This is a genomic window from Rhodococcus sp. G6(2025) (genome assembly GCF_058628105.1).
This window is the reverse complement of sequence record NZ_CP179752.1, coordinates 402,531-426,526: the sequence shown is the minus strand read 5'-3', so window position 1 is coordinate 426,526 and position 23,996 is coordinate 402,531. Positions and strand designations below refer to the sequence as shown.

Below are 23,996 nucleotides of genomic sequence, written 5' to 3'. Positions count from 1 at the left end.
ATCATGCACGTTCAGGATATCGCCGCTCCTGCGTCCTCCTGAGTCGAACGTGACCTCGGGCGACCTTCGGGTTAGGGAGCCTCATTGGTGGATGCGTAGCCGTCTCTGCTCAACGCCCTGAGGTGTTGTTGGGACGACTCGTCTGCCAGCGACGAGCCTCTGACCCAGCTCAGGGCGAGCGCGGCGAGGAAGAGGTCACGCGCGCGAAGCCAGCTGTGCGCCTTCCCGTCTCGCTGTGCCGCACCCAGGAACTGGCCGGTCAGCTCGATAAAGCCGGTGCAGCTGACCGCAAGGGGATTGTGTTCCTCGAGGAACGCGCTGCGCAGCGGCCCGGGCAGGCCCTCGAACGCCCCGAAGAAGTCTTCGAGCGCGGCCATCCACTGTTCCAGTGCCGAGCCACTGTCGACGATCTGCTCGATTCGATGCTTCTCGGACAGGAGTTGGCTCTCGCGGCGACTCAGCAGCTCAGCGAGTAGTGCGTCGCGGGTCGGGAAGTGGCGATAGAGGGTGGCCGACCCGACCCCTGCGTCGCGTGCTACCGCCTCCAAGGAGGTGCCTACTCCCTCCTTGGAGAAACGCTTCTCGGCAGATTCCAGTATTTCCGACCGGTTCCGTTCGAAGTCCGCCCGTGATCGACGCAGTCGCGTCTCGCTACCCGCCATGTCGCACCTCAAAGTCTCTAGAAACGCCTACGTTACGACGCCGATTTGCTAAACGGGGGGGCACCCCGTTTATTATCTGGGGGCAGCCCCCACTTCATCAGCGTACCCCGGCATCCCCGCCGTCGAGCAAAGCCATCCCGCGTGCAATTTCTACTCGACGGCTATCCCACCCCGGCACCGGCACCGTCGACCGACAACGACCACGAAAGCGAGCACCGCACGTGGCACCCCTCGAAGCGTCAACAGAGAGCGAACCCCAAGTGATTTTCCCCTACTCCCGCGGCGATGATTCGAGCACTATGCTCCTATGCCTGCAGCTCACCAGCGGTTACGGAGCTCAACCGGGCTCGTGGCGGGTGCCGGGGGCGAACCTGTTCAGCTACACCGACATGGACCAGTTCGTGCGGTATGCCCAGGCTGCCGAGCGCGGCAAGATCCAACTGCTGTTCTTCGCCGACACGCCTGCGCTGGACGTGGATCTCGAGCACGAGCCTCCTCACTTCGCGATCGACCCGCTGCTGATCCTGACCTCGATCGCCCGGGAGACCGAACGGATCGGCCTGGTCACCACCTCCTCCACTACCTTCAACGAGCCCTACAACCTGGCCCGCCAGTTCAAGGCACTCGACGTGATCAGCCACGGCCGGGCCGGATGGAACGCGGTCACCACCTCGAACGCAGCCGCCGCGGCAAACTTCGGCCGCTCGGTTCCTCCGCGTGCGGAGAAATACGAGCGAGCCCACGAGGTCGTCCAAGCGGTCCAGGCGCTGTGGGGCAGCTGGGAGCGGGACGCCTGGGTACGCGACGTCGCAGGCAAGCGGTTCGCCGACATGAGCAAGATCCAGCCGATCAACATGCACGGCCGCCACGTCGCCGCGCGTGGACCGCTGCCGATCCCACCGTCCGAGCAGGGCCAGCCGGTCCTCTTCCAGGCCGGTGGCGGTGGGAACGGGCTGGACCTGGCGGCCCGCTACGCCAGCGGCGTGTACGCCAATCCCTTCACCATCGAGGAAGGCCGCGCGCACCGTGCGGCACTGCGCCTCGCCGCCGAACGCGCCGGCCGGAACCCCGACGAGGTGAAACTGTTCGCCGGCTTCATGCCGAGCATCGCGCCCACCCACCGGGCTGCCCTGGACCGGCGGCGTCTGCTGGACCAGTCGGTCGACCTGGACCAGCGCGTGACCTACCTCGGCGCAATGATCGGTCTGCACCTGCGCCCCGGTCAGCTCGATGAGCCGCTCACCGCACGTCAGCTCGCCGATGCTAATCCCAACCCGGGAGACCCGCGTTCGACCCGCGCACTGGAGGTGGCACGTGAGGGCTGGTCCCTCCGGGACGTCCTGGCCCACGGGGTCATCGACTACCACCCGGTCGTGCCCGGCACGGCCGCCGACGTGGCCGACCACATGCAGCAGTGGTTCGAGGCCGGTGCCTGCGACGGTTTCTCCCTGGCCATCGACGTCTACCACGACGGCATCGACGCCTTCGTCGACCAGGTCGTCCCGCTGCTGCAAGAGCGCGGCCTGTTCCACCGGGACTATGAAGGGTCCACCCTGCGCGATCACCTCGGCGCACCCGCTCAGTACGGACTCGACCCACGCCTCGCCGGCGCAGCACTCGCGTCGAGCTGACCCCTCACAACCGACCCACCACTCCAGACAGAGAGCACGCACATGTCAATCCCGGACACACCGGTCGCGAACGTCACACCCACCGCATCCCAGACCGATCCTGAGGCTCGGCTCGCCCCGGGAAGCGCTCTGGTCATCGGGTTGCTGATGGTCTCGACATTCATCGTCCTACTCAATGAAATGCTGCTCGGGGTCGCGCTCCCCACCCTAATCGTCGATTTCGGCATCACCCCGAGCACCGGGCAGTGGGTCACGACGGGCTACCTGCTGACGCTCGCGGTGCTCATCCCGGCCACCGGATACGTAATGCGACGGTTCCACCTGCGCACCATCTTCCTCGGTGCGCTATCGCTATTCACCGTCGGGACGGCAATCGCCGCCCTCGCGCCGGCAATCGAGGTCCTGCTCGCCGGACGAATCGTCCAGGCCGCCGGGACCGCCGTCTTCATGCCGCTGCTGATGACCACGACGATGCGCCTTGTCCCCGCCGGTCGCCGCGGCCACACGATGGCACTGGTCACAGGATTGACCGCCGTGGCACCGGCGGTCGGCCCGGCAGTGTCCGGTGTCGTGCTGTCCCAGCTGAACTGGCGGTGGCTCTTCATTCTCGTACTGCCGATCACCCTGGCAGCACTGGCACTGGGGGCGATGAAGCTCCGCAACATCACCACACCCGAGCAGGCGACGCTCGACATCCTGTCGCTGGTGCTGTCCGCCGTCGGGTTCGGCTCGCTCGTCTACGGCCTGGCCTCGATCGGCGAGTCCGTGTCGGGCCACGCGCCCATCCCGCCCTACCTCCCGATCACCGTCGGGCTGGCCGGCATCGCGGCGTTCGTCTACCGACAGGTCGTCCTGCAGCGCCACCGCGACGCATTCCTCGACATGAGAATCTTCGGCACAAGGTCGTTCACCGTGCCACTCCTGGTGATGGTCATCGTCGCGCTCAACGGGTTCGGCACGCTGATCGTCCTGCCCCTGGTGTTGACCCACGTCGTCGGACTGAGCACCTTCGCAATCGGCCTCTTCCTGGTTCCTGGCGGGGTCCTCATCGCGATCGTCTCCGGGCTGGGCGGACGGGTCTACGACCGCTTCGGGCCACGACCACTGGCGATCCCCGGCGCGGTCGTTTGGACGGCGTCCCTGTGGTTCCTCAGCCAGATGAACGGGGACACCAGTGTGGTCACGATCCTGATGGCCTACCTCGTCCTCTCCGCTTCCCAAGCTCTCATGTGGGCGCCGATGACGACGACCGCATTGGCCTCCCTGCGTGCCGACCTCTACCCGCACGGCACTGCAGCCTTCACCACCATCCAACAACTGGCCGGGGCCGCCGGTGGTGCAGTGCTCATCTCGGCCTACACGATCGGGGCCAAGGATGCGGGTGCACTCGGCATGGCCGAGTCCGTGTCCGCAGCCCAGGCAACCTTCACGACCGCCGGAGTCTTCGCCATCGTCGCCGTCCTCGGCGTCCTTTTCGTTCCCAAAGCGCCAAGTGCCCACTGAACCACCCCAGCGCCCACACCGCTCGGAAGCCGACGCTTTCGCATGGGCCGGTCGAGGGCACCGTCACGAATCACGCGCGCAACCGAACGAGCGGCGAATCCCGTTCGAACAGACGATACCGCGCGAGATCGCAGCTCCCATACGGATAGACGCTCTCGCAACGATCTGCGCGTTCGACAAGGCCGAGCCGACGGGTCAACGCATCCCGTCGACGCATGTTCGAAACGTTCGCTGAAGCCTGTTGACCCAATGAAATGATGCATAACAGAAGGAGTTCCACATGAAAATAGGCATTCTCGGCGTCGGATACATCGGCAAGACCCTGAGTCAGAAGTTGGGCGCCGCCGGACACGACGTGAAGGTGGCCAACTCCCGCGGGCCGGAAACGATCGACGCCGAAGTTCTTGCCACGGGAGCGCGTGCAGCATCCGCGGCCGAGGCGGTGAAGGATGTGGACGTCGTGATCCTGTCCATCCCACTGAGCCGTCTTCCGGAGGTCGCAGCGCTAATCACCACCGTGCCCGCCGACACAGTCGTCATCGACACGTCGAACTACTATCCGGCCCGCGATTCCACGATCGAGTCCATCGAAGCCGGACAAGTCGAAAGCCTTTGGGCTGCTGAACAACTCCGGCGACCGATCGTCAAGGCATGGAACGCCATCGGTTCCGGCTCACTCGCCGGGAAAGGAACGCCGGTGAGAACCGCGGGCCGTATCGCCATCCCGGTCGCCGCCGACGATGACAGAGAACGCGCAGTAGGCATGGCATTGGTCGAGGACACCGGGTTCGACGGGTTCGACGCGGGGAGACTCGCGGAATCATGGCGCCAGCAACCCGGCGCACCCGCCTACTGCACTGACCTCACCAGCGAGGAGATGCCGGCCGCGCTGGCCGCGGCAGAGTCCGCAAGATTGCCGAAGCGGCGCGACCTGGCAGTTGCCGCCTTCACCGAAAGGGTCGGCGACGGGAAGACGAACCCGGACTCGGAATTCGGTGTCCGCGTAAGCCGTGCGCTGTTCATGTAACTCTGGTGCCCGCACCACGGCCCGAATGTCGACCCACTCCGCCAGGTGACGAAGTAGGTCGACATTCGGTGGAATCCGCTGCACCCGCGCCGGCCGGTCACCGAGGTTCGGCGTACGCGGGAAAACGGCAGGATGATGCGCGACGGTCGTGCGGTGTCATGGTCGATGGTTACCGAGCGAGTGAACGGTGAAGGCGCTCTGGGCGGCTTCACAAGTTCTCCAAGGTCAAAGGCACTATTTCGATGCATACGCGATGGTCGTCTCTTCTCCGCTACACCGTCGGTGCACGGACACACGAATCCGGGTTGTTCAAACCGCTCGACTTCACCGTATCCGCATCGAACTGGACCGCCGGCACGGACTCCCACAGCCCAACGCGGGAGTAGATCGCGGTCTCGGGCGGTACTGTGCGGCGGACCCGCGAGAGCGCGCCGACGTCGCGCATCGAGCGCGTTCTGCGCCACCGGTGGGCGTCGGAACCGGAGCCCTCATCTCAGGGCGCTTGACTTTTATTGCTAGTCGTCTAACAATGTAATTGCTGTGATCGGGGCAACAGCGCCGACCGCAGTCACGCTTGATAGTCCATGCGACGAATCCTGTTACAAGCGTCGACGGGACACCATGCCGCCGGTGAGCGACGAGGCACCGCGTCGCAGAATGCGACAATGTTGCGCCTTCGCTGCTGCAGGCAACGTCAGCTCTAGTCCGCAGGAGGCGGAGTGAACCCTACCAATGCCCTTACTTTCCGTGACGCGCTCTACATTGCGGGCGAATGGAACGTGAGCACCGACCGCGAGTGGTTGGACGTAGAAAATCCAGCTACTCAAGAAGCAATCGGTCGCGTGCCGCTCGCATGCGAGGCCGATGTGGAGAGTGCGGTTGCCGCCGCCGCCGAGTTGCACCGCGCAGGACACTGGCGCGCCACCGATCTCAACGAACGGGCGAAGGTTCTCAACACCATCGCCGACGCGATCGAACGTCGCGCATCGGAGTTCGAAGCAATCTATACGCTCGATCAGGGTGGCCTGTCCTCTTTCGCCGGTTTCACGGCGGCAACTGCAGCGGCGATTTTCCGCGATACGGCTCTACTCGCCGAACAGCTCGATCTCGGTCCGACCCGTCGAGACACGCTCACCGGGCCGGTTTACGTCAGCCGGGAGGCTATGGGGCCGGTTGCAGCCATCGTGCCCTGGAACGCCCCATTGGTCTTGGCAGCGGTGAAAATCGCGCCGGCGCTGATGGCGGGATGCCCCGTTGTGGTGAAAGTTTCGCCTGAAACTCCCCTGGTATCCTTCATTTTCGCCGAAGCGCTCGCCGAGGTCGACCTGCCCGCCGGATTGATCTCCTTCCTTCCCGGGGGTCGTGAACTGGGCCAATTCCTGATCTCTCGGCCCGGCATCAAGAACATTTCGTTCACTGGAAGCACCGCGGCGGGCAAGAAAGTGATGGCTACGGCCATCGAGCACATGACTCGCGTGACTCTCGAGCTCGGAGGGAAGTCGGCCGCGCTCGTGCTCGACGATGCCGATCCTGCGCATTTTGCGCCGATGTTGGCGTATGGATGCACTATGCAGGCCGGGCAGGTCTGTACGACCCAAAGTCGTATTCTGGTGCCAGCGTCGAGAGGCGACGAGTGGATAACTGCCTTGACGACAGCGTTCCGCAACTTGACCGTCGGCGATCCAGCTGACAAAAGCACCGGGGTCGGCCCCCTTGTCTCTCGCGCACAACGGGATCGAGTCGAGGAATTCGTCGAAACCGCGCAGAATGTCGGGGCGATTGTCCTGACCGGCGGCAAGAGGCCAAGCGGATCCATGTTTGAGCGAGGCTACTGGTTCGAGCCGACCCTGCTGACCGGGACGACCCCCGACATGCAGATCAACCGTGAAGAGGTATTCGGGCCGGTCATCACGGTCGAAGTGTATGACGATCTGGAGGCGGGTGTCGCAGCCGTCAACGACACCGAATACGGGCTCAGCAATGGCATATTCACGCCCGACGTCGACAAGGCGCTCGAGCTTGCCCCCCGCCTGGAGAGCGGTGCCGTAGCGATCAACTCGTTCGGTCCCAACATCACGGCGCCCTTCGGTGGATATAAAATGTCCGGAGTCGGCCGCGAGGGTGGCATCGAAGGCATCCAGGAGTTCCTTGAGACGAAGCAGGTGAACTTGCCGCAAGCCAAGTGAGCACGAGGACGCGAAGATGCGTATCGCCAGCGCCGTCGTCGTACACGACACGCATCGATCAATTACCTGCCTGAGTATGCGCTGATCCACCGGGCATCGTAGGCGCGCGTCGCGGGGTGCGTGGATCAAGGCGAGATTCAGGCCTTCTTGCCCACGTGCACCCGGCGCACTCGATCAGCGTGTGCGCGGCTAGACCACCCCCGGACCAGCTGCGGCCACTCTGGTCCCGTGCCCGGGAGGCAACACCCGCCATCGGATGACGTTTCGGTCGCCTTCCTCGCCGTGCCTACGACTCGTCTTCGTCGGACATCAGATCGAGCCCTTCAACCACTCAGAGCGCGACACGTTCCGAGACGCGCGTCGACAACAGGAAGGATTGCGCACATGCAGATCGGCATTGTGGGAGCCGGAAAAATCGGGTTAACGCTGGCGCGCAAATTGAGCGCTGCGGGACATACGGTTCTGGTGGCGAATTCGCGTGGTCCGGAGACAATTAGAGAGATCGCGGCCGCGTCCGGGGCATCCGCGGTGGACGCGGCTGACGCCGTTCGCCGGTCGCAAGTTGTCATTGTTTCCGTTCCCTTCAATGCGCTACCGCGGCTGAAGAACCTTTTCGCCGAAATCGACGATTCAGTGATTGTGATCGATACCTCCAACTATTTTCCCTTCCGTGATGGCACACCCGAGTGCCTCGCTGACAGTCAGACTGAAAGCCATTGGGTTAGTGCCCAACTCGGACGCTCTGTGGTCAAAGCGTGGAACAGCATCCTCGCCGGCAGTCTCACCGACAAGGGGCTGCCGAACGGTGCAGACGACCGCATCGCCCTGCCGGTGTCGGGTGACGACAGCGCGGGTAGGGCAACGACCATGAAACTGGTGGACGAGACCGGTTTCGATGCAATCGACGCCGGCTCGCTGGACGAGTCGTGGCGGCAGGAGCCTGGCAATCCTGCCTACTGCACCGATCTCTCCGCCGCAGACCTCGAGCTCGCATTACAGCGAGCGGACCGAGCAACAGCAACCAAGAAGCGCGACCTGGTTGCTGACAAGGTATTCGCTGCGCGAGACCAGTACACCGACGAGGACATTCTGACGCTGGGGCGTCGCATGTACAACTTGACGTCCGAGGACGACGAACTCCGCGGGTAATCGCACGACTTCAGCGAGGGCAATTCCGGTTCTGACGTCGCGCCTACGCGATCTGATTATGACCAAACTAGTAAGTGGGTTCTCCTGGCGTTCAGGCGCTCCCACAACTGTCGAAGTTCAACGACAAGAAGGATTCGAGAACGCCATGGGCGAGCAGAACAACCCCCCAGTACACAGCGCAGCGTTGGAGCCTTTGTACAGCGAATTCTCGGTGTCATCGCTGAAGCTGCGCAATCGCTTCGTGATGGCTCCCATGACGAGGGAAAACTCACCGAGGGGCATTCCGACCCACGACAATGTGGAGTATTACCGTAAGCGGGCGGCCGGTGGGGTCGGAATGATCATCACCGAGGGAACATTGGTTCGAGCTCCCGCAGCCGGAAGCAGCGCGAGTATGCCGCACATGTACGGCAAGGACAGCGCCGCGGGATGGCGTTCGGTCGTGGAAGCTGTTCACGGTGAAGATGTGGCGATCGTCAGTCAACTGATGCATATGGGCGTGATGCGCGGCGGCGAACCAGAATTCGAACCGGACGTTCCCACCGTCGGACCATCCGGCATCGGAGTAGACGGTGAGCCCCTTGGACGAGCCCTCACTCGTGCTGACATGGACGCAATCAAAGACGCGTACGTCGAATCAGCGAAGCTGGCTTCCGACCTCGGCTTCGACGGAGTCGAAATCCACGGAGGACACGGAATGGTGCTCGATACGTTCATATGGGAACAAACGAATCGACGTGAAGACGAATACGGCGGCACGCTCCGGAACCGCGTCAGGTTCCCCATAGAGACTATTTCCGCCGTACGGGAAGCGCTTGGACCTGGCTTTCCGATCATTTATCGATTCTCGCAGTGGAAAGTGGGACAGTACGACGCGGCTGTCGCGTCGACTCCCACGGAACTCGAGCAGATACTGTGCCCGCTTGCTGATGCGGGTGTCGACATGTTCCACCTGTCGACACGTCGACACTGGTTACCTGCTTTCCCCTCGGAAAACTCCGCCGACCAGCACATGGGACTGTCCGGATGGGCCAAGAAGATCACGGGCCTACCTGCGATCATGGTCGGGTCGGTAGCAGTAGACCACCCATTCGTCGGGGACGACCCCGCCGACGACCAGGACCGAGACGAGAAGCTGCGCTTGGTGGTGGAAAAGTTCGAACGCGACGAGTTCGACCTACTTGCACTCGGACGCCCATTACTTGCTGATCCTGAATGGGTGAACAAGACCCACACCGGCAAGACCGACCAGATCGTTCATTTCAAGAAGTAGGAAAACCACCGAGAATTCCTGGCCGTCGGAATCGCCATCTCCGACGGCCAGGTTTCTTTTGAGCGATTGTGCCCAGCGCAGCTGGCGACGGGTACCGGACGGAGTCCTCGCCCGCTCAGAAACGCGCTGGGCATGCCGTCCGCGACGGCATTTTCCTCGCTACATGCGGACGAAGATCAAGACTGAGCCGGGAATGTGATCACACTGCGCGCGATTCCGCCGCGCTCCAGTTCCTCGTAGGCCTTGTCGATGTCGTCGATGGAGATTGTCTGTGAGACAAGGTCATCGAGGTTGAGCCGCCCCTGCAGGTAAAGATCCACGTACATCGGAATGTCGTGATAGAAGTTCGACGAACCGAGCCAAGTGCCTCTGATGCCTTGCTGAAAAGGAAGCAACAAGCTGTCTCCAGGAGACGGGTGCAGATGCACCTCGGCACCCGGAGACATTCCGCCGACGAGGTAGACCGTGCCGGACTGGCCGAGGATCTGGAGGGCAGTTTGGGTAACCTGCGGGACACCCACCATGACGAAGGCATGATCGACGCCTTCGGATTCGGTCAGCTTCTGAATGGCCTCGACTGCGTCGACCTTCGTCGAATCGATGACATCCGTGGCACCGAACTTCTGCGCAAGCTCGAGTTTGTCGGTCTGAATGTCGACACCGATGATCCGTGTAGCTCCCGCCAGCGCTGCCACCTGAATGGCGTTGAGACCAACGCCGCCACAACCAAAGACCGCGATCGACTCACCGGGCTGCACTTTGGCGACGTTCAGAACGACGCCGCCACCGGTTGCCACGGCGCATCCGATTATCGAGGCCTGCTCGAAAGGCATCGCCGGATCGATACTCACCAACTGATTTTCGTGCACAAGAACCTTTTCGGCGAAGCCGCCCAAACCTGTCATCTGGCCGATGGCGCCGTGCTTGTCCTCGAGACGGGGCTTCTCGTCTGGGCCCCTGTCCAGCGCGTCGGGCTGCGAGCACGCCCACACGGCGCCCTTAAGGCACGCGCGGCACTGACCGCACGGACGAAGGGCGGCTGCGACGACGTGATCGCCGACTTTGATTCGCGAGGCGGACGGCCCGACTGCCACGACGACACCGGCGATCTCGTGCCCCAGAACCATCGGCCAGTCACCGCCCATCCCCGTTTGCGCAACGGAGATGTCGCTGTGGCAGAGCCCGGACGCACGCACTTCGACCAGTACTTCATGTCCTATCGGCTCGGCAACGCTCACGTCCGAAACCGTGAACGCTTGGCCGGTCTTCCTGATTACTGCAGCTCTCACAGCGAATCCTTTCTTGTCGAACTCTGCGGGTATATCGTGTCCGACGCATCGAGCCTCGCGATTGAAGCGGCAGGTCTCGCGAGGATCGACGGAGAAGCACGACGGATATTCATCGATTTCGTCGATGACGACGGCGCAACGTGATGCCGTTCGGTAAACGTGCCCTCAGTGGGCTGCCTCTGAACACGGCATTCATACTCCCTCTGCGCCCGACAGCTCCGGGGTCGGGCGCTCGCCGTCCGACGACGGGTTCCGCCGGGCGGCTGCGAACAGGCCGACCGCGGCCAGGGCGACCGAGGCAATGATTGCCGGGACGACGGCCAGCAGGAAAATCGTCCTTGCCGGCACATGCGCGGCCAGAAGTACCCCTCCGATGGCGGGTCCGATAACCGAGCCCACTCTACCAACACCCGACAGCACGCCCATGGCTGTGGCCCGCAACCAGCTCGGGTAGATTGTCGCCACGACGGAGTTCACGGCCATTTGCGTTCCGATGGCGAATGCGCCGACCACGAAGACGGAACCCATTAACAGGGCCGTAGAACTGATCGAGAGCGCGGTCACGACTGTTGCGACGGCAGCGATCGTAAAGCAGATACTGAGCAAGCGGCGAGGATTCCCACTGCGGTCGGCAGTCATACCAATGCCGATACCGCCCAGCATGGCGCCGAGATTACATACCGCGGAGGCGGCGACCGCACGGCCCTCCGGGAGACCGGCCTCGGTCAGCACCGACGGTATCCACGACATCAGAAACAGAATCAGTAGGATTGCGTTGAAGAAGACCACGCCCAACAGCAATGTTACCGGCGTCAATTGCCGGGAGAAGAGGCGCTTCACCGACGGCTTTCTCCCTTGACGGTCATCCAGCATGATCAGTTGGACGTCCGAGGAGCTGACGGCCCGGGGGTCGATCTCCCGCAGCATTTTCCGCGCCCGGTCCATCTGACCGGAGAGCGTCAGGAACTGTGCGGTCTCAGGCAGCCATCGCAGCAGCGCGGGCACCAGGAGGATCGGCAACAGACCACCGATGACGAACACCGATCGCCACCCTGAGTTGGGGATGATGGCGCTGGCCAACAGCCCACCCAGGAATCCGCCGCCGGCGCTGCTCGCACCGGCGATTGTGATGAAGGTGGCGCGCTTCCGGGTGGGGGCGAATTCCGCTGCGTACGCATAGGTGTTCGGGAGGACTGCGCCGAGTCCGATTCCGGCAAGGAAACGCAGAGCAATCATCTGCTCGAGGTTCTTCGCGACGACGACACACAGTGTCATTGCGCCGAAGAGTGCGACTCCCCCGATCAGCACGGGGCGCCGACCGTAACGGTCAGCGCGCGGTGCCAGCAGGACGCCACCGACGATCATGCCGAGCAGCGACGCGACAATTGCGGGAGTGAGGCTCGCGGTCGAGACCCCCCACTCCCGCGCGATCGACGGGGAGGTGATCGCCATGAGCAGGGCGTCGAACCCATCGAACAGCGACACAAGCATGATTGCCCCGACGGCCTTGCGTTGAAGTGCTGATAGCGGTGCGTCGTCGATGACGCGTTGGACGTTCAATGGTGAGGATTGCACGGGTTCCTCCGGTGGGGTGGTAGTGGAACAGCGCGTCTGCAACTCTGTGCTCAATGAAGATCGACGGAACGCCGGAGAGCGGAGCGGCTACCCTGTGGGTCCGTTGGTGATGCCCGAGAGTTGCGGTGCCTGCACCTCGGCGACCTCTCGCCTGCGGCGCCGCGAGGTGTATAGGCCAACCGAACCGATGGCAACGGAGGCGATGATCGCCGGAATGACGGCCAACAGGAAGATAGACTTCGCCGGAACGTGAGCGGCGAGAAGCGCCCCGCCGATTGCGGGACCTGCGACGGAGCCGACCCGGTCGAATCCCGACAGGACACCCATACCGGTCGCCCGCAGCCAGCTCGGGTAGAAGGCCGCGGCTACGGCGTTGACGCAGATCTGGGTCCCGATGGCGAACGCCCCCACCACGAACACGGAAATCATCAAAGCGACAACGGATCCGAGCGATAACGCGGTAACCACGATCGCGACAGCGGCGGTGGCGAAGCAGACGCTCAACATGCGCCACGGGCGCTCGCTGCGATCTGCTGCCATGCCGATGGTGATACCGCCGAACATCGCACCCAGGTTGCAGACTGCCGAGGCTGCCACGGCGTGGCCGGTCGACATGCCGGCATCGGTGAGCACCGACGGAATCCAGGACATCAAGAATAGGATCAGCAACACTGCACTGAAGAAGACGATACTGAGCAGAACGGTCACCGGGGCGAGCTGCTTGGCGAAGAGGAGTTTCACCGACGGCTTGCCGCCGTCGCGGTGATCACTCATGAAGAGTCCCCCGTCTACGGAGCTGACTGTCCGAGGATCGATGGACCGCAACATCGTCCGCGCCCGGTCTGCCTCGCCGGCGAGCGTCAGGAATTGAATCGTCTCCGGAAGCCAGCGTAGGAACGCCGGCACGAGGACGAGCGGGAGCGCTCCGCCGAGAACGAACACCGATCGCCAGCCGAACGCCGGTTCGATCGCGGTGGCCAGGAGGCTGCCGAGGAATCCACCGCCGGCACTCGTGGCACCGACGATGGTGACGACGGTGGCGCGCCGACGTTTCGGCGCGAACTCCGCGCCATACGCGAAGGTGCTGGGCAGCACGGCACCGAGTCCGATACCAGCAATGAAACGCAATACGAACATCTGCTCGAGGTCGTTCACGGCGACCACGGCAAGCGTCATGATGCCGAACAGGACGACTCCCCAGATCAACACGGGACGCCTGCCATACCGGTCGGCTCGCGGAGCGAGCAGCGCACTACCGATGATCATGCCGACCAGGGACGCGACGATCGCCGGCGTGAGACCGGCCGTGCTGGTTCCCCAGTCTGCGGCGATCGACGGTGCTGTGATCGCCATGACCAGTGCGTCGAACCCGATGAACATGGAAATGAGCATCACCATGGCTATCGACGTGCGTTGGAGAGTTGAGAACGGTGCGTCGTCGATTATTCGTTGAACGTCGAGCTCGGGGCGCTGAGACACGTGTGGTCCTCCGTGGATGGCGGTGGGCGGAAGGCGAAGACACGGGGATCGACACCGAATGGGCGGCGGTGATCCGCTGCGCCCGTCATCGGCGTGTCCATGGTGTTGTCCGTCACACATACGATCTGCCTTTTTAACTTGCTTGTCAACTCACAATTTTTTTCTGCAGAGACGGTCGTCGACCATGCCGTCACCGTCCCCGACGGGATCAGATCCCGCGCCGGACGGTTCGTCGGCGAATGGGGCCCTACGCGCAAATCCGTGCGGCTAGAGAATTTCCCGTCGCGCTTCTTGCTTCCGGTAGCCGCGGCGAGGCCAGCAAAGTTAGTTGGTTGACATACAAAGACCGAGGTGGTCTGCTCATCTTCGCCGAGAGCCTTCTCACCAACCTGTCGCTGCATCGAGCGGCGCATCTGTGGAGTGGCCATCGCCGCCCTGGCAGCGACCGGCATTCTCGGCGCCAATCTGGCTCCCCTTCAACCCGATCGAAGAAGCGAATCCGACGAAAGGCCGCACGATGGACAACACAATCAGCACCGAGCCCAGCCCGGCTCGGCAGGTCTCCAGCGAGGAAATCATCGATCTACTCGATAAACAGAAGCTGTACGAGAACATGGCTCTCTACTGCCGCGCCATGGACCGAAAGGACGTCGAGACGATGAAGTCGACCTTCTGGCCGGAAGCGACGGACAACCACGGTGCCTTCGACGGATCGGCTCACGAGTTCTGCGAATGGGCCTACCGTGGTCAAAAGAGCAGCGAACACCGCTCCCACCACTACATCACCAACACGCTGATCAACGTGAACGGCAGCACTGCCCGGCGGGAGACTGCGGTGGTGTACGTGATGGTGCTTCCGGCCGCGAATCGTATCGAGATGATGGGTGGCCGGTATCGGGATTTCTGCGAACAGCGGGACGGTGAGTGGAAAGTCCTGCGCCGCACCGTAGTCTTCGACTATGCGCAGGTTTTCGACGAGATCGCCGACTTCGGGGATGTGTTCGGTGGCATCCCGGCTACCTCGCGGTTCGGTAGTCTGTATCCGGACGATCCGATTTACGAAGCACAGTGGTAATTCCGCTCTGAAGACGGACGCGCGTAGGAAGCGGGACTCCCCGTTCCTGATGGTCTGCGAGTTTGCAAGCCATCGCAGATCGGGGAGTCTCCTCGTCAGGAGGCGCGCAGGCGCGGCAGAACCTCGTTCACCAACAGCTTGTACGAATGCGCCACTTCGGGAGTCCGCGTGTAGGGCATCACCAGAGTCATGCGGGCCAGGCCCAGGTCCATGAATTCGCTGAGCCGGTCGACGCAGGTGTCGACGCTGCCGACGATGGCGAACTGGTCGACGAATTCGTCGGTAACCACCCGGGCCTGGGGTGCCTGCTCGCCGTGCCGGTTCATGTCGTACACCTCGGCGATTTTCAGCATGATCTGCGCCTGAGCGTCAGTTGCCGGACCGATTACCTTGTTGTTCATCACCGAGAACCGGGCCATGGTCGCCACCGTGGGCTTGACGATTTCACGCGCAATTCGGATGTCCTCCTGTGGCATCGCAATCACGACGCATCCCACTCCGACTTCCTTTCCTGCGTCGGCGGCCGCAGTTCTCGCGAGATCGACACCCCAGGCGACGCGGTTGATGTCCGCTGCCAGCCCGAGAACGACGGTCTCCGCGACTCGGGCGGATGAAGCGATCGCTTTGGGGCCGGTCGAGAACGATTCGATCGGAACCTTGGGGACGTCGTAGTCGGCCAACCACTTCAGGCTGCTGCCCGCCGGACCCGACTCGATGGCCAGATCACGAAAGCCGATTCTGGCGTCGACGAGCATCGAACCGGCGTCCTCCATCGACACCATCTCGCCGCGCAGATAGGTTTGCAACACCTCCAAATAGTGCTCGAAGCGTGCGATCGGCATGGGTGAAGCACCGACGTAGGCCAGCGCGGAGTCTCCCCTACCGATGCCCAGTACGGCACGCCCGTTCGAGATGACCTGCAGAGACGCCGCGGCCGCAGCAGTCACCGAAGGGTGACGCGTGATCGGGTTGGTCACACCCGTCGCCAACGTGATTCGACTGGTTGCCTGCGCGCAGGTGGCAAGGTAGGTCCACACCTCGGGGTACATTGCCTGCGAATCGACCATGACCGCGCCGTCCCAGCCATCGGCCTCGAGTCGTGCGGCTTCGGTCGCGGCCTCGCGTGGATCCCTCGAGGTGAAATTGGTCCAGAACTCCGTGCGTTTCGTCATGTTGGTCCTTGTCTCGCGCGTCATCGCGCGGCACCATTCCGGTCGCCCGTTGCGGCGGTGGCTCTTGCTGCCGGCATCGGTAGCTACTAACGTACACTAAATTGCTTGTCAACTAACTAAGAAACGGGGCATCTCATGAGCCGTCCACTTGTCGATCCACGACCCAGCATTCCGCGCGCGTATCACACCGACGAGCGCCAGGCCATCCAGAAAATGGCTCGCGATTTCGCCATGCAGGAGGTCCTCCCGATCGCGAACGAGCTGGATCCCGTACACGGCCTGATCCCCGACTCTCTACGCGCAAAGATGGGCGATCTCGGTTTTTTCGGAATCTTGATTCCGGAAGAGAACGGTGGCCTCGGTCTCGGCGTATTCGAATACGCGCTGATCACCGAGGAGCTGGCCCGTGCGTGGATGAGCGTTGCAAGCATCATCACCCGCTCCGGCATCGCCGCGATACTCGACCCTTCCCAGCGCGCCGAAGTTCTGCCCCGAGCCGCCCGCGGTGAGTGGCTCGGCGCGTTCGCGATGAGCGAGCCCGGCGCGGGATCCGATATCGCCTCCATCCGTACCCGTGCGGACAAGGTCGACGGCGGGTGGTTGATCAACGGACAGAAGATGTGGTGCACGTTCGCCGACCAGTCCGACGGTATTGTCGTCGTGGCACGGACGGAACCGTACGACGCTGCTCATCGGCACAAGGGAATTCGCCGTTTCATCACGTACAAGAATCGCGGCGAATTCCCTGCCGGATGCACGGGAACACCGGTGCGGAAGATCGGCTATCACGGGTGGCAGACGTTCGAGCTCTCGTTCGACGACTGTTTCGTTCCGGAGGATGCCCTGCTCGGGTACGAGCAGGACCCGAGCAAGCCCGACCAAGGCTTTGCGAGGGTAGCTGCGGGAATGTTGACACCGCGGATCCATACCGCCGCACGCTCCATCGGCCTCGCGCGCGGTGCCCTCGAGGACTCGATCAAGTACGTGCAGGAACGCGAACAGTTCGGTCACGCCATCGGCGATTTCCAGGCGACCCGTTTCAAGATCGCCACCATGGCCACAGAGATTGAGCTCTGTCGCGCACTGATGTATGAGGTGGCAGCCGATGTCGACGCCGGCGAGGCGTCCGATGCGCGGGCCGCGATGCTGAAGTACGCCGCCGCCGAGATGTCCGAACGCGTGACCTCCGAGGCCCTGCAGATTCACGGCGGTGCCGGCTACACGACGGACTTCCCGATCGAACGCTACTGGCGGGACGCTCGCCTCACCAAGATCTTCGAAGGTACCTCCGAAATCATGCAGCGTCTTGTTTCCGATCGGTTGTTGCCGCCCACACCTTTTCGATAGCGCAGAGCGCTATTGCACGGCTACCGAGCAGAAGACGTCACCGCGTTTCACGGGGGTAGAACAAAATTGGTTGCTGAACTAGTATCTTTAGCTATGAGAGCCCAGCAGACGCTCAACGGCCACCAGGTCCGCTCGGAACGCTCCACCCGCCTCCTCCTCCGCGCCGCGGGAGAGCTTGTCGCCGACGGCGGCTACCAGTCGATGACATTGGCTACCGTCGGCGAGCGGGCGGGTTACAGCCGCAGCCTCGCGACCGCTCGCTTCGGATCGAAGGCCAAGCTCCTCGAGGCGTTGGTCGAAGAGATCGTAGTGCGCTGGGATGTAGAGACTGTCGAGCCGGAGGTGCACGACCTCACGGGTCTGGACACGTTGCGGGTCATGCTAACCGAGATCAAGAACGCCTACCAGAAAAGTCCGCGGTCGCTGGCCACTCTTTATGCCCTGATCTTCGAGGCGGTGGGGCCGGTCCCCGAATTGCGCGAGCGATTCATCGACTTTCATCGAAACCAGCGGTCTCGGATCGCCGCCTACATCAAGAACGGGTTGCACGACGGTTCCATCCGCAAAGGCATCGACCCCGATGAACAGGCCGCGATGATCGTCGCGCAACTGCGCGGGGTGGGCTACCTGTGGAAGCTGGAGACAGCTGGAATCGATTCCGGTGCCGTGCTCACCACCTTCATCGATCAGGTGATGAGCAATCTCGCCGCAGAGCCGGCCGGCGGCGGACCGGAGCGCCGCCCGGCCTGACTATCTGATCGCATCGCATTTGCACACATCGGACTCAATACGCATACGAACGACCTGCGACGTGTTTTCGTCTGCGGGCGGAATGAGGCATCCCATGACAGGACCGCTGGTAGGAATCCGAGTGGTCGAGCTGGCCAGCATCGGCCCAGGCCCGCACGCTGGAATGATCCTTGCCGATCTGGGTGCCGACGTGGTCCGGGTGGAGCGTCCCGACGCGCCGTTCGGGCTGGGCACACACGGTCGCAACGAGCAGTTGCGCGGTCGGCGGATCGTTACCGCCGACCTCAAATCGGCTACCGATCGCGCGACCGTCCTCGAGTTGGTGCAGCACTCGGACATACTGATCGAGGGATATCGCCCCGGTGTAGCCGAACGTCTCGGTCTCGGACCCGACGCCTGCCTCGAGGTGAACCCCCGCCTCGTATACGGCCGGATGACCGGGTGGGGGCAGAGCGGGCCGCTGGCGCAGGCGGCCGGGCACGACATCAATTATCTCTCCATCGCCGGCATCCTCAACAGCGTCGGCCGCACCGGCGAACGACCGGTGCCGCCGCTCAACCTCATCGGCGACTACGGTGGCGGCTCCATGTTTCTTTTGGTCGGTGTTCTGGCGGCGTTGTGGGAGCGCGAGAGATCCGGGTCGGGCCAAGTCATCGACGCCGCCATGATCGACGGGGCCAGCAGCCTCGCGCACATGCTGTGGTCGATGTACGGCGGCGGCGCATGGAACGCCGAACGCGGCACCAACTTCTTGGACGGCGGGGCACCCTTCTACGACACCTACGAATGCGCCGACGGCGGCTACATGGCGGTGGGGGCGGTGGAACCTCAGTTCTACCAGCGGCTGCTGGAAACCGTCGGCGTGGAGGGAGAGGACCTGCCGGACCAGCACGACCGATCCGGGTGGCCTGCGATACGCGAGCGACTCACCACGGCCTTCGGCGCCCGGCCACGCCAGCACTGGATCGACGCCTTCGGTTCGATCGATGCATGTGTGACACCCGTGCTTTCCTTCGACGAGGCCGCTCGTCACGATCACATGGTTCAGCGCGGCATCGTGCAGGAATTGAACGGCATCGTTCAGCCCGTCGCCGCCCCCCGATTCTCACGAACCGAACCGGGTGCTCCCCGGCCCATGCCGACCCACGCCATCGATGCGGCGACCGTACTCGAGGATTGGAGCCAGGCGAACGCCACCTAAGCGTTCCCGGCCCGAATACAGAACCTCCACTCCGGGATCGGAGCGGAGGTTCTGTTTCGTCACGACGCGTTCACCCGACGCGCACAGCGATCACTATTTTCCAGCGAGCAATGGCCAGAGACCGGCTGCGCCGGCGTCCAGCGCGCGGGCTCCCACTTCTTCGGCTCGCCGGCGTGCACCCCCGAATTCGTCTCGCCAACTCCAGATCCGGGTGGTGCACAACCGGAGATCGTGCTCCTCGGTGAACCCGATCGCTCCATGAACCTGGTGTGCGATTTTCGCAACGGTGCCCGCGGCTGCTCCCGTGGAAACCTGCGCCGCGGCGACCTCGAACTGCCACGATGGCTCCTTCTCGTCCAGCGCCATCGCCGAGAATTTGGAGACCGTCTTGCAGAGCATGACCTCGCCGGCCATCCTCGCAATCTGGTGTTGCACGGATTGGAAGGCACCCAAGGGCCGCCCGAACTGTGTTCGCTCCGAGGCGTACGCCAGCGACATCCGAAGTGCCCTGCGGGACGCTCCTGAGGACATCGCCATACGACCCACGGCGCCACGTGCGACGAAGAGCTCCTCGGTCACATCAGAGTCTTCAGGAACGGAATGGACGCTGCTCGCCGGGAGTGACACACGGCGCATCGTCACCCGGTCGCGCGGCTCCCCCGCCACGTTGGTGCCGGCCTCGATCTCGAAGTCGTTGCGGCCGAGGAGCACTACGTGTCGCCCCGCCAAGACCACCAGGTGTTCTGCGATCCGAGCCCACGGAACTCGGGTCAGCTCGCCGTCGATCGTCCACGCGCCGGATTCCTCCGCCAGAGTTACGCCGGATCCTGCGACCGCAGCAGTCATCGGGCCGGCCGGGATCTCGGCACGACAGGAGGCGAGAAGCCATGCCCCCTGCAGCGCGGTCTCCACGAAGGGGACCTCGGCGCAATACTCTCCGAGGACCTCCAGGACAGCGGCGGCAGCGGAGACGTCACCCCCCGAGCCGCCCTCCTCCTCGTCGATCGACAACAGGGTGATGCCGATCTGATCGAGTGCCGACCACAGTGCGGCGTTCCAGTTCGTACCCGCCGACGACGGATGCCGGACACACGCGTCCTCGACCGCCTCCGTCAGTGCCTCGATGATCTCACTCATGACACATTCACCGCTTTCGCTACGACCCCGCGCAGAATTTCGTTCGTACCGCCGCGCAGAGTGAATCCGGGACTGTGCAGCAACGCCTCCGCGAGCATCCGCGGCAATCGGCTCAACGCGGCCGGGTCCGGCTCGATGCCAACCATCATCCGCACACTGTCGATGAGGTCCCCCTCGAGGGTGGTCCCGAGGTCTTTGACCATGGCCGCGGCGACCGCCGGATCGTCCCCTTGCTCGAGTCGCCCGGCGACCGCGAGTGACATCTGTCGGAGGGCCCACAGACGCGAGATCAGCTCCCCCAAGCGAACGCGATCCACCGTCTCCCCTAGCCGATTCGACTCGCGGAGAGCCTCGACGAGGAGTGGGAACGTCGACAGGATGCGCTCGGGACCGCTTCGCTCGAAGGCGAGCTCACTGGTTACTTGCTTCCACCCCGCCCCCGGCTCGCCCAGGACGCGCGAATCCGGCACGAAGGTGTCGTGGAAGACGACCTCGTTGAAGTGATGCTCTCCGGTCAGCAGCTTGATCGGTCGCACTTCGACGCTCGGATCAGGGAGCTCAACGATGACCTGTGTCAGCCCCGCGTGGCGCTTCTCGCCGAGCGGCTCGGTGCGGATCAACGCGATCATCGCGTGCGCATGATGCGCTCCACTGGTCCAGATCTTCGTGCCTGAGACCTTCCAGCCACCATCCACTCGGGCTCCGCGGGTCCGCACCGAGGCAAGATCCGACCCGGTGTCCGGTTCGCTCATGCCGATCGCGAAATAGCACTCGCCCCGCGCGATGACGGGCAGGAACGCCTGTCGTTGCTCCTCGGACCCGAATGACAGGAGAGCCTGCCCCGACTGACGGTCCGCGATCCAGTGCGCAGCGACCGGTGCACCTGCCGCCAGCAGTTCCTCGGTGACGACGAAACGAGCCAGCGCGCCCTGGGCAGACCCGCCGTACTTGGCAGGAAAGGCCATCCCGATCCAACCCTGCTCGGCGAGCCGGCGGCTGAAACCCGGGTCCCAGCCGGCGAGCCACTGGTCGCTGTGTGGGGTGATTCGACCCGACGAGATTTCGTCGGCTAGAAATGCGCGTACTCGGTGCCGCAACTCGACGAGCCGCTCGGGCTCTCTTACGGCGGCAAGGTTCAGGAACTCCATCGGTACCCTTCCAGGGCGTGGCGGGTGTCGCTCACCGCACGGACCATCGGCCCGTATAGCTCGGTGGGTCGGATCTGTCGAGGAACGACCGAAACGCGGCAGGTGCGTCGTCGGTGGCAAAATTGACCGCCTGTGCAGCGGCCTCGTTCCGAATCGCGGCGGGTAGGTCGATCCCGACGCCCTCGTTGAGCAGGCTCTTGGTCTGCGCCATGGCGATCGGAGGCAGTGCTGCCAGCTGTCCAGCGAGGTCGGCGACGAAGCCGTCCAATTCTTCGGGCGGGCGAACCCAGGTCACCATTCCCAGGCGGTATGCCTCGTCGACGTCGATCACCTCGGCGAGCATCGCAAGGCGCTTCGCCTGCTGCAGCCCGACGATTCGCGGGAGCAGCCAGGATCCACCGAAGTCGAGGGAGAGCCCCCGCTTCACGAAGATCTGACTGAACCGCGCCCTGCTGGATGCGACGACGAGATCGCAGGCCAACGCCATGTTGGCCCCGGCACCGGCTGCCACCCCGTCCACCTTGGCGATAACGGGCATTGGCAATTCGAACAGCGACGATGCTACGTCGCCGATACGGCGCAGCCGCGGGATCGGATGCTCCTGATGTTTGCTCTTGGCGACATCTGCGCCCGCACAGAAGGCGTCGCCCGAGCCTTGCAGGACCACCACACGCGTGTCCGGGTCGTTGCGAATTTCCCGCAGCATCTCGCTGAGCGTGTGCCACATCTCGGTATCGATCGCGTTCTTGCGTTCGGGCCGGTTCAGCGTGATGGTCGTGACGCCGTCGGATGCGTCGAGTGTTACCGGTTCCGTTGTGTTCATCGGAATCATCTGCCTTCGAACGTGGGGGTGCGCCGCTCGGCGAACGCGGCGCGCGCCTCGGCAGAGTCCCTCGTCCCGTGCACGACGGCCAGGTGGGAGGAAATCAGATCGAGCGCGGTCCGCAGATCGGAATGGACGGATTGCTGGGCGGCTCGTTTGATCATCGCGATGTTGATCGGTGGTTGTGCGGCGAGTCTGTCCGCGAAGCGCCGATAACCGTCGGTGAACTCGTCGTCGGGATGAACGGCGTTTGCCAGACCGATTCGCAAGGCCTCGGCCGCGTCCACGAAGTCGCCGGTCCACAACAGTTCGAGCGCTTTGGACATGCCGACCAGGCGCGGCAGGTAGTAGCACCCGCCGTCGCCTGGTACGAGTCCGACGCGGATGTATGCCTCCGACAGCCGGGCCGACTCCGCGAGGATACGAATATCGCACATGAGTGCCATATCCAGCCCGGCTCCCACCGCGGCACCGTTCACGGCGGCGATGAGAGGCTTGGTCAGATCGTCCGCGGCGCGGGCGACCTGGTGGACTCCTTCTGTCAGCATGGTCTTTAAGGCCATCGGTTCGGCACCGACGGCGTCGAGCACCGACAGGTCGATACCTGAGCAGAACGCTCCCCCGGCGCCGGTGACCACGACGACCCGTACATCCGGATCCGTGCGCGCCGACCGGAGCGCAGCCGCCCAGGCGTCGATCATCTCGAGTGTGAAGGCGTTCTTCGCGTGGGGGCGATTGAGCAGAATCGTCCCCACGCCGCCTTCGACGGTGTACTCCAAGTCAGCCATGTGCGATGCCTAGCGCGGTGCCATGCGGAGAGCACCGTCGAGGCGGATCGTCTCGCCGTTGAGGTAACCGTTCTCCAGAATGCTCAGAGCCAGGTGCGCGTACTCTTCGGGCAACCCGAGCCGGGACGGATTGGGAACGCTGGCCGCCAGTCCGTCACGGATGTCCTCGCGCAGCCGACCCAGCAGCGGCGTGTCCACGATGCCGGGGGCGATGGTGCACACGCGAATGTTCTTGCTGGCGAGATCGCGTGCACCGGTGATCGTCATGCCGACGACTCCTGCCTTCGCTGCGGAGTAGTTGATCTGACCGATCTGGCCCTCGAAGGCCGCGACGGACGCCGTCATGATGATCGCGCCGCGCTCGCCGTCGATCGCCTCGTGCTTGGCCATCCGTGCGGCCGCCAGACGGAGCGCGTTGAAGCTGCCGATCAGGTTGAGCTTGATGACGAACTCGTAGTCGGCGAGGGACCCGGGGTTGCCTTCCTTGTCCAGGATTCGGACCCGGCGACCACTGCCGGCGCAGTGCACCAGTCCGCGGAGCGGCCCCAGAGTCTCGGCTGCATCCAGTGCATCGCCGAACGAGACCTCGTCGGTTACGTCTCCAGCTGCGAAAAGAGCGTTGTCACCGAGTTCCTTTGCCAGCGTTTCGCCGTCCGAATTGGGGAGGTCGATGAGTGCCACCTTTGCGCCGCCGTCGAGCAGTCGCTTCGCAGTGGCGAGCCCGAGGCCGGACGCTCCGCCCGTTATAGCGAAAACGGATCCGTTTACCTGCATTGTTCTT

20 protein-coding genes are annotated in these 23,996 nt (G+C 63.6%); 10 read left to right on the top strand and 10 right to left on the bottom strand.

The annotated features are described in order from the left end of the window. Window positions 1–71: 71 nt before the first annotated feature. The gene (locus ACLIVD_RS42825) at window positions 72–662 is read right to left on the bottom strand and encodes a TetR/AcrR family transcriptional regulator (protein ID WP_283334447.1); all 591 of its coding nucleotides are present in this window, start codon (window positions 660–662) and stop codon (window positions 72–74) included. Window positions 663–961: 299 nt separating this feature from the next. Between ACLIVD_RS42825 and ACLIVD_RS42820 the strand changes: the two genes are divergently transcribed. From ACLIVD_RS42820 to ACLIVD_RS42795, 6 genes are all read left to right on the top strand, one after another. Further along, window positions 962–2,293, top strand: coding sequence for an NtaA/DmoA family FMN-dependent monooxygenase (locus ACLIVD_RS42820; protein ID WP_491933817.1), 1,332 nt, complete (start codon window positions 962–964; stop codon window positions 2,291–2,293). A 42-nt stretch (window positions 2,294–2,335) separates the two neighbouring features. Then, window positions 2,336–3,796: a DHA2 family efflux MFS transporter permease subunit gene (locus tag ACLIVD_RS42815; RefSeq protein WP_491933816.1), complete on the top strand. Its 1,461-nt coding sequence runs from the start codon at window positions 2,336–2,338 to the stop codon at window positions 3,794–3,796. 280 nt (window positions 3,797–4,076) lie between these two features. After that, on the top strand, window positions 4,077–4,823 hold the full coding sequence (locus ACLIVD_RS42810; RefSeq protein WP_283334450.1) for an NADPH-dependent F420 reductase: 747 nt from the start codon (window positions 4,077–4,079) through the stop codon (window positions 4,821–4,823). A gap of 719 nt (window positions 4,824–5,542) precedes the next feature. After that, a complete protein-coding gene (locus tag ACLIVD_RS42805; protein WP_477926150.1) occupies window positions 5,543–7,009 on the top strand; it encodes an aldehyde dehydrogenase family protein in 1,467 nt (488 codons plus the stop codon). Window positions 7,010–7,129: 120 nt separating this feature from the next. After that, the gene (locus tag ACLIVD_RS42800; protein WP_491933815.1) at window positions 7,130–8,158 is read left to right on the top strand and encodes an NADPH-dependent F420 reductase; all 1,029 of its coding nucleotides are present in this window, start codon (window positions 7,130–7,132) and stop codon (window positions 8,156–8,158) included. 145 nt (window positions 8,159–8,303) lie between these two features. Continuing rightward, the gene (locus ACLIVD_RS42795; protein ID WP_491933814.1) at window positions 8,304–9,431 is read left to right on the top strand and encodes an oxidoreductase; all 1,128 of its coding nucleotides are present in this window, start codon (window positions 8,304–8,306) and stop codon (window positions 9,429–9,431) included. A gap of 176 nt (window positions 9,432–9,607) precedes the next feature. Here ACLIVD_RS42795 and ACLIVD_RS42790 read toward each other — a convergent pair whose 3' ends face one another. From ACLIVD_RS42790 to ACLIVD_RS42780, 3 genes are all read right to left on the bottom strand, one after another. Continuing rightward, entirely contained in the window at window positions 9,608–10,669 is a 1,062-nt protein-coding gene (locus tag ACLIVD_RS42790) for a zinc-binding dehydrogenase (RefSeq protein ID WP_491933813.1), read from the bottom strand. A gap of 243 nt (window positions 10,670–10,912) precedes the next feature. Beyond that, window positions 10,913–12,349, bottom strand: coding sequence for an MFS transporter (locus ACLIVD_RS42785; protein ID WP_491933812.1), 1,437 nt, complete (start codon window positions 12,347–12,349; stop codon window positions 10,913–10,915). A 33-nt stretch (window positions 12,350–12,382) separates the two neighbouring features. Next, a complete protein-coding gene (locus tag ACLIVD_RS42780; protein ID WP_491933810.1) occupies window positions 12,383–13,774 on the bottom strand; it encodes an MFS transporter in 1,392 nt (463 codons plus the stop codon). A 517-nt stretch (window positions 13,775–14,291) separates the two neighbouring features. On the opposite strand from ACLIVD_RS42780, the gene ACLIVD_RS42775 reads away from it, so the two are divergent. Further along, window positions 14,292–14,849: a nuclear transport factor 2 family protein gene (locus tag ACLIVD_RS42775; protein WP_477922328.1), complete on the top strand. Its 558-nt coding sequence runs from the start codon at window positions 14,292–14,294 to the stop codon at window positions 14,847–14,849. A gap of 95 nt (window positions 14,850–14,944) precedes the next feature. Here the strand turns inward: ACLIVD_RS42775 and ACLIVD_RS42770 are convergent, their stop codons facing one another. Then, entirely contained in the window at window positions 14,945–16,021 is a 1,077-nt protein-coding gene (locus tag ACLIVD_RS42770; RefSeq protein WP_206016472.1) for an LLM class flavin-dependent oxidoreductase, read from the bottom strand. A gap of 135 nt (window positions 16,022–16,156) precedes the next feature. Between ACLIVD_RS42770 and ACLIVD_RS42765 the strand changes: the two genes are divergently transcribed. The 3 genes from ACLIVD_RS42765 (at window position 16,157) to ACLIVD_RS42755 (ending at window position 19,319) form a co-directional block, all read left to right on the top strand. Next, on the top strand, window positions 16,157–17,368 hold the full coding sequence (locus tag ACLIVD_RS42765) for an acyl-CoA dehydrogenase family protein (protein ID WP_491933808.1): 1,212 nt from the start codon (window positions 16,157–16,159) through the stop codon (window positions 17,366–17,368). Window positions 17,369–17,461: 93 nt separating this feature from the next. Further along, window positions 17,462–18,118, top strand: a complete 657-nt coding sequence (locus tag ACLIVD_RS42760; RefSeq protein WP_283334459.1) for a TetR/AcrR family transcriptional regulator — start codon at window positions 17,462–17,464, stop codon at window positions 18,116–18,118. A gap of 94 nt (window positions 18,119–18,212) precedes the next feature. After that, on the top strand, window positions 18,213–19,319 hold the full coding sequence (locus tag ACLIVD_RS42755; RefSeq protein WP_206016475.1) for a CaiB/BaiF CoA transferase family protein: 1,107 nt from the start codon (window positions 18,213–18,215) through the stop codon (window positions 19,317–19,319). Window positions 19,320–19,412: 93 nt separating this feature from the next. On the opposite strand, the gene ACLIVD_RS42750 is transcribed toward ACLIVD_RS42755, so the two are convergent. The 5 genes from ACLIVD_RS42750 to ACLIVD_RS42730 are packed head-to-tail and all read right to left on the bottom strand — an operon-like array spanning window position 19,413 to window position 23,989. Then, the gene (locus ACLIVD_RS42750; protein ID WP_206016476.1) at window positions 19,413–20,456 is read right to left on the bottom strand and encodes an acyl-CoA dehydrogenase family protein; all 1,044 of its coding nucleotides are present in this window, start codon (window positions 20,454–20,456) and stop codon (window positions 19,413–19,415) included. Beyond that, a complete protein-coding gene (locus ACLIVD_RS42745) occupies window positions 20,453–21,604 on the bottom strand; it encodes an acyl-CoA dehydrogenase family protein (protein ID WP_206016477.1) in 1,152 nt (383 codons plus the stop codon). Before ACLIVD_RS42745 ends, ACLIVD_RS42750 begins: the two co-directional genes overlap by 4 nt. Window positions 21,605–21,635: 31 nt before the next feature. Beyond that, window positions 21,636–22,427 (bottom strand): enoyl-CoA hydratase/isomerase family protein, encoded by a 792-nt coding sequence (locus ACLIVD_RS42740; protein WP_283334463.1) that lies wholly within the window; start codon window positions 22,425–22,427, stop codon window positions 21,636–21,638. Between the two features lie 5 nt (window positions 22,428–22,432). Beyond that, entirely contained in the window at window positions 22,433–23,215 is a 783-nt protein-coding gene (locus ACLIVD_RS42735; RefSeq protein ID WP_491933806.1) for an enoyl-CoA hydratase/isomerase family protein, read from the bottom strand. A gap of 9 nt (window positions 23,216–23,224) precedes the next feature. Next, window positions 23,225–23,989: an SDR family NAD(P)-dependent oxidoreductase gene (locus ACLIVD_RS42730; RefSeq protein WP_283334465.1), complete on the bottom strand. Its 765-nt coding sequence runs from the start codon at window positions 23,987–23,989 to the stop codon at window positions 23,225–23,227. Between the last annotated feature and the right edge of the window lie 7 nt (window positions 23,990–23,996).

Bases quoted from the DNA above. Each gene is read 5' to 3' on its own strand.
- ACLIVD_RS42745 (WP_206016477.1), bottom strand. From the start codon at position 21,604: ATGGAGTTCCTGAACCTTGCCGCCGTAAGAGAGCCCGAGCGGCTCGTC.
- ACLIVD_RS42770 (WP_206016472.1), bottom strand. From the start codon at position 16,021: ATGACGAAACGCACGGAGTTCTGGACCAATTTCACCTCGAGGGATCCA.
- ACLIVD_RS42755 (WP_206016475.1), top strand. From the start codon at position 18,213: ATGACAGGACCGCTGGTAGGAATCCGAGTGGTCGAGCTGGCCAGCATC.
- ACLIVD_RS42765 (WP_491933808.1), top strand. From the start codon at position 16,157: ATGAGCCGTCCACTTGTCGATCCACGACCCAGCATTCCGCGCGCGTAT.
- ACLIVD_RS42825 (WP_283334447.1), bottom strand. From the start codon at position 662: ATGGCGGGTAGCGAGACGCGACTGCGTCGATCACGGGCGGACTTCGAA.
- ACLIVD_RS42810 (WP_283334450.1), top strand. From the start codon at position 4,077: ATGAAAATAGGCATTCTCGGCGTCGGATACATCGGCAAGACCCTGAGT.
- ACLIVD_RS42815 (WP_491933816.1), top strand. From the start codon at position 2,336: ATGTCAATCCCGGACACACCGGTCGCGAACGTCACACCCACCGCATCC.
- ACLIVD_RS42735 (WP_491933806.1), bottom strand. From the start codon at position 23,215: ATGGCTGACTTGGAGTACACCGTCGAAGGCGGCGTGGGGACGATTCTG.
- ACLIVD_RS42730 (WP_283334465.1), bottom strand. From the start codon at position 23,989: ATGCAGGTAAACGGATCCGTTTTCGCTATAACGGGCGGAGCGTCCGGC.
- ACLIVD_RS42820 (WP_491933817.1), top strand. From the start codon at position 962: ATGCTCCTATGCCTGCAGCTCACCAGCGGTTACGGAGCTCAACCGGGC.
- ACLIVD_RS42760 (WP_283334459.1), top strand. From the start codon at position 17,462: ATGAGAGCCCAGCAGACGCTCAACGGCCACCAGGTCCGCTCGGAACGC.
- ACLIVD_RS42795 (WP_491933814.1), top strand. From the start codon at position 8,304: ATGGGCGAGCAGAACAACCCCCCAGTACACAGCGCAGCGTTGGAGCCT.
- ACLIVD_RS42750 (WP_206016476.1), bottom strand. From the start codon at position 20,456: ATGAGTGAGATCATCGAGGCACTGACGGAGGCGGTCGAGGACGCGTGT.
- ACLIVD_RS42740 (WP_283334463.1), bottom strand. From the start codon at position 22,427: ATGAACACAACGGAACCGGTAACACTCGACGCATCCGACGGCGTCACG.
- ACLIVD_RS42775 (WP_477922328.1), top strand. From the start codon at position 14,292: ATGGACAACACAATCAGCACCGAGCCCAGCCCGGCTCGGCAGGTCTCC.